This window comes from Candidatus Benthicola sp. (assembly GCF_058719085.1).
Genome location: NZ_JBZQEK010000139.1, coordinates 1 through 5,352, shown reverse-complemented (window position 1 = coordinate 5,352; position 5,352 = coordinate 1). Strand labels below are relative to the sequence as shown.

Sequence of the window (5,352 nt, the reverse complement as noted above, 5' to 3'; positions counted from 1 at the left end):
TCGTAGAAGATCTGCTCCGCGGTCGACTTCTTCCCGTCCAGCATGAGGACGTTGATGAACCGAGTGACTTCCTGGCTTCCGTACTTCGCGTCCGCCGGAGTCTCTCTCGGAACCGCCTTCTGCCTGCGTGACATGTGCCCTTCCTTGAAACGGAAACCCGGCCGAGACGTGAAGGCCGGGTTGATCCCAGTGCTTCTCTCGAGATTCCGTGAATCGGGGCCTGTGCGCCCTGCCGGCGCATGGTTCCCCTCTATGTCTTAGCGCTTGCTGCCGTACTTGGATCGGCCCTGCCTGCGGTCCGATACTCCCGAGGCGTCCAGGGTACCCCGCACGATGTGGTACCGGACACCGGGCAGGTCCTTCACACGCCCGCCGCGGATCAGCACGATGCTGTGCTCCTGCAGGTTGTGCCCCTCACCGGGGATGTAGGCCGTGACCTCGTAGCCGTTCGTCAACCGCACACGGGCGACCTTTCGAAGCGCCGAGTTCGGCTTCTTCGGTGTCGTCGTGTACACGCGCGTGCAGACGCCCCGCTTCTGCGGGTTCGCCTCGAGTGCGGGCGCCTTACGCTTCTTCTCGAGCTCCTGGCGCCCCTTGCGCACCAACTGATTGATCGTGGGCATACTCCAGCCGCTCTCCCTGTAACTCGGTAGCGACAGAAACCGCTCCCCCGGTGCCGTGCATCGTGGCACTCGAAGCAGCGGTTCAAAGTGCGCGGAGACGATTCTCGTCCCCGCCGGAAAACCCTCACCGACCCCTTGGTCGAGAGAACGAGCAAGGTAGGTGGGGTCATTGACCTTGTCAAGGTGGGCTTCCGGCGTCGTGAACGCCCCGGAAGCCCGTGTTCCCGTGCCGGCCTGCCTCCCTCGGGCGGCGCCCTCAGGCCTCGGCCGGCGCCTCCGCCTCCTCGGGCTCCATCTCGCCCCTCAACTCGGCGAACAGACCGCCCGCCGCCACCGGCTCCTCGGGCTCCGGAGCCTTGCGGCGCATGGCGTCCAGCTCCTCCTGGAGGGGCTCTCCGACCAGGAATTCCACGTTCTGGTACCGGTGGATGCCCGTGCCCGCCGGGACGAGGTGGCCGATGATGATGTTCTCCTTCAGCCCCCGGAGCTCGTCCATGGCGCCGCGCACGGCCGCGTCCGTAAGGACCCGGGTCGTCTCCTGGAAGGAGGCCGCGCTGATGAACGACTCCGTCGTGAGGCTGGACTTGGTGATCCCGAGCAGCACGGGCTCGGCCCGGGGCGGCTTCCCGCCGCTGCCGATCACCTCCCGCGTGCGCTCGCGGAACTCCATTCGGTCGACGTGCTCGCCTTCCAGGTACTCGGTGTCGCCCGGCTCGGTGATCTTCACCTTCTGCAGCATCTGCCGCACGATCACCCCGATGTGCTTGTCGTTGATTCGGACGCCCTGCAGCCGGTAGACCTCCTGGATCTCGTTGAGCAGGTACTCCTGCACCGCCCGCGGCCCCTTGACCCGGAGGATGTCGTGCGGGTTGACCGGGCCCTCGGAGAGACGGTCACCGGCCCGCACCATGTCACCCTCGTGCACCCGGAGGTGCTTACCGACGGTCACCTGGTAGACCTGCTCCTCCTCGTTCTCCATGGTGACGATGATCTCGCGCTTCCCGCGCTTGATCCCGCCGAACGAGACGCGACCGTCGACCTCGGTGATCGTCGCCGGGTCCTTCGGACGCCGGGCCTCGAACAGCTCGGCCACACGCGGCAGACCTCCCGTGATGTCCCTCGTCTTGTAGGCCTCGCGGCTGATCTTCGCGATCGTGTCGCCCGGCTGCACCTTCTCCTTGTCGTGCACCAGGAGCTGCGCGCCCACCGGCACGATGAACTCGCGAAGCTTCTTGCCCTTGGAGTCGACGATCTCGATCCGCGGGTGCAGCTTCTTGTCCCGGTCCTCGATGATCACCAGCTGCCGCCGGCCGGTCGCCTCGTCCAGCTCTTCGCGGAAGGTCTCCTCGGGCACGATGTCCTTGTACTGGATCTTCCCGACGTGATCGGCCACGATCGGCTCGGAGTACGGGTCCCACCCGAAGAGCAGGTCGCCCGGAGCCACTTCCTGGCCGTCCGTGACGTGAAGCTGAGCGCCGTACGGGACCGCGAGCCGCGAACGAATCCGGTCCTCCTCGGTCCGCATCAACAGCTGCCCCTCCCGGCTCGTCACCACGGAACGGCCATCCGGGCTCTCCACCGTCGTGACACGCTCGAAGCCCACCGTACCCCGCAGCTTGGACTTCCGCTGCGTCTGGGCGGCGATACGGGCGGCCGTTCCGCCGATGTGGAAGGTCCGCAGCGTGAGCTGCGTGCCCGGCTCACCGATCGACTGGGCCGCCAGGATGCCGACCGCCTCCCCGACGTCCACCACCTTCATGGTCGCGAGGTTGCGCCCGTAGCACTTCTGGCAGATGCCCCGACGCGACTCGCAGGTCAGCACCGAGCGGATCTTCACCGTCTGGAGACCGGCCTCCTCGATCGCGTCGGCCGCCTCGTCCCCGATGATCTCGCCGGCCTTGACGATCACCTCGTCGCTGATCGGATCGACGATGGCCTCACGGGCGACGTTGCCGACGACCCGGTCGCCGAGGGGCTCGATGATGTCCTCTCCCTCCTTGAGGGCCGAGATCTCGAGGCCGAGGACCGTCCCGCAGTCCTCCTCGACCACCGTGACATCCTGCGCCACGTCCACCAGGCGCCGCGTCAGGTATCCGGCATCCGCCGTCTTCAGCGCCGTGTCGGCCAGCCCCTTCCGGGCTCCGTGCGTCGAGATGAAGTACTCGAGCACGCTCAACCCTTCGCGGAAGTTGGCGCGGATCGGGCTCTCGATGATCTCGCCGATGCCGCCCGTGAGCTTCTTCTGCGGCTTGGCCATCAGCCCGCGCATGCCGGCGAGCTGCCGGATCTGGTCGCGGGATCCCCGCGAACCGGAGTCGAACATCATGAAGATCGGGTTGTAGCCGTCACGGGACGCGGCCATACCCTTCACCATCGCGTCCGCCACGTCGTTGTTGGCGTGCGTCCAGGCGTCGATCACCTTGTTGTACCGCTCACCGAAGGAGATGACGCCCTTGTGGTAGGCCCGGGTGAACCGGTCCACGTCCTCCTGCGCCTCGGCCAGGATGGTGGCCTTCTCCGGCGGGATCACCATGTCCTCCATCCCGACCGACACACCGCCCTGCGTGGCGTAACCGAACCCGAAATTCTTGAGCTTGTCGAGGAACTCCGTCGTCCGCGACATGCCGGCCGCCCGGAAGACCTGGAAGACCAAATCGCCGAGCATCCCCTTGCTCATCGCGGAGTTCTGGAACGGCATCTCCTCCGGGAGGATGTCGTTGAACATGATCCGGCCGACCGTGGTGACGATCCACCGGTCGCCGTCCAGGTACATCGCCGGGCGGTGGTAATCCGGGGTCCCGCGTTCCGTCCGCAGAAGCCCGTTCGCCAGCGCCATCTCGATCTCGGCCGCGCCCGTGAACCTCGGCAGCTCGTCCTCGGTCGTGATCTCGTCGAATCCCGGAGGCGCCTTCGTCACGAAGTAACAGCCCAGCACCATGTCCTGGCTCGGGGCCGCGATCGGGCGTCCGTTCGATGGCTTCAGCACGTTGTTGCTCGACAGCATCAGGATCCGGGCCTCGAGCTGCGCCTCGAACGACAGGGGCACGTGGACCGCCATCTGGTCGCCGTCGAAGTCGGCGTTGAACGCCGCGCAGACCAGCGGATGGATCCGGATCGCCTTCCCCTCGACGAGCACCGGCTCGAACGCCTGGATCCCCAGGCGGTGAAGCGTCGGAGCCCGGTTCAACAGCACCGGGTGGTCCTTGATGATGTCCTCGAGGACCTCGTACACCTTCGGGTCGTATCGCTCGACGAGCTTCTTGGCGCGCTTGACCGTCTCGGCGTCGCCCCGCCTCTCCAGCTCGTGGATGATGAAGGGCTTGAACAGCTCCACGGCCATGACCTTCGGCAGTCCGCACTGGTGCAGCTGCAGCTCCGGACCCACCACGATCACCGACCGGCCCGAGTAATCCACTCGCTTGCCGAGCAGGTTCTGCCGGAACCGGCCCTGCTTGCCCTTGAGCATGTCGGAGAGCGACTTGAGGGGCCGCTTGCCGCGCCCGCGGATCGCCTTTCCGCGCCGACCGTTGTCGAACAGGGCGTCCACGGCTTCCTGAAGCATCCGCTTCTCGTTCCGCAGGATCACCTCGGGAGCCCGCATCTCGAGGAGCTTCTTGAGCCGGTTGTTCCGGTTGATCACCCGGCGATACAGGTCGTTCAGGTCGGACGTGGCGAACCGTCCCCCGTCCAGCGGCACGAGCGGACGCAGGTCCGGCGGAATCACCGGGATCACGTCCATGATCATGTGCTCCGGGTTGTTCCGGTTCGCCGGATCCTCGGAGCTGTTCCGGATCGCGTCGATGACCTTCAGGCGCTTCAGCTTCTTCTTCTTGCGCTGCTTGGAGGTCTCGGTCGCGACCTCGACCCGGAGCCGCTCCGCTTCGGAGTCGACGTCGAGCTGGCTCATGAGCGTCCGCACGGCCTCCGCGCCGATTTCCGCGCGGAACTCCGTGTCCCCGTCTTCGCGCGCCTGGTCGGTGAGCTCCCAGTACTCATCCTCGGTGAGCACCTGGCGGACCTCCACCTCCTGGCTTCCGGGCTCGGTGACCACGTAGGCCGCGTAGTAGATCACGCTCTCGAGGTCCCGCAGCTTCATCCCGAGCAGATAGCCCATCTGCGACGGTAGCGTCTTGAAGAACCAGATGTGCGCCACCGGAACCGCGAGCTCGATGTGGCCCATGCGCTCCCGACGCACCTTGGACAGCGTGACCTCGACGCCACACTTGTCGCATACGTGGCCGCGGTACCGGATGCGCTTGAACTTCCCGCAGTGGCACTCCCAGTCCTTCACCGGCCCGAAGATCCGTTCGCAGAACAGACCGTCCCGCTCCGGCTTGAAGGAACGGTAGTTGATGGTCTCGGGCTTCGTCACCTCGCCGTAGCTCCACGACCGGATCTCGTCCGGCGAGGCGATCTTGATCTGCATCCAGTCGAAGTCCGAAGACCCGGCTCCGCGATGGCGGGGGAAATCGATCATCCTGTGTGACCCCTCTGTCGCTGAATATGCGTCTGCGTCACTGCGCGAAAATCGAATCGTCGTCGTCGCTGCCCAGCGTGACGCTGAGGCCGAGCGCCTGAAGCTCCTTGACCAGCACGTTGAAGCTCTCCGGCACGCCCGGCTTGGGCAGGTTCTCACCCTTCACGATCGCCTCGTACGCCCGGCTGCGCCCGGTCACGTCGTCCGACTTGACCGTGAGCATCTCCTGAAGGGTGTGCGCGGCTCCGTACG

The 5,352-nt window shown here is 66.1% G+C and carries 3 protein-coding genes and 1 pseudogene; all 4 read right to left on the bottom strand.

Annotated features, from left to right (window positions below; translation table 11 throughout):
• A pseudogene (locus AC36XV_RS10690) lies at positions 1 to 134 on the bottom strand (30S ribosomal protein S7); the annotation flags it as partial.
• Positions 135 to 257: 123 nt separating this feature from the next.
• Complete coding sequence (rpsL, locus tag AC36XV_RS10685) at positions 258 to 623, bottom strand: 30S ribosomal protein S12 (RefSeq protein WP_492203670.1); 366 nt, start codon at positions 621 to 623, stop codon at positions 258 to 260.
• 256 nt (positions 624 to 879) lie between these two features.
• The gene (gene rpoC / locus AC36XV_RS10680) at positions 880 to 5,100 is read right to left on the bottom strand and encodes a DNA-directed RNA polymerase subunit beta' (protein WP_492203669.1); all 4,221 of its coding nucleotides are present in this window, start codon (positions 5,098 to 5,100) and stop codon (positions 880 to 882) included.
• A gap of 37 nt (positions 5,101 to 5,137) precedes the next feature.
• Positions 5,138 to 5,352, bottom strand: a 215-nt coding sequence (locus AC36XV_RS10675) for a DNA-directed RNA polymerase subunit beta (RefSeq protein WP_492203668.1), incomplete at its 5' end; no start/stop codon positions are given.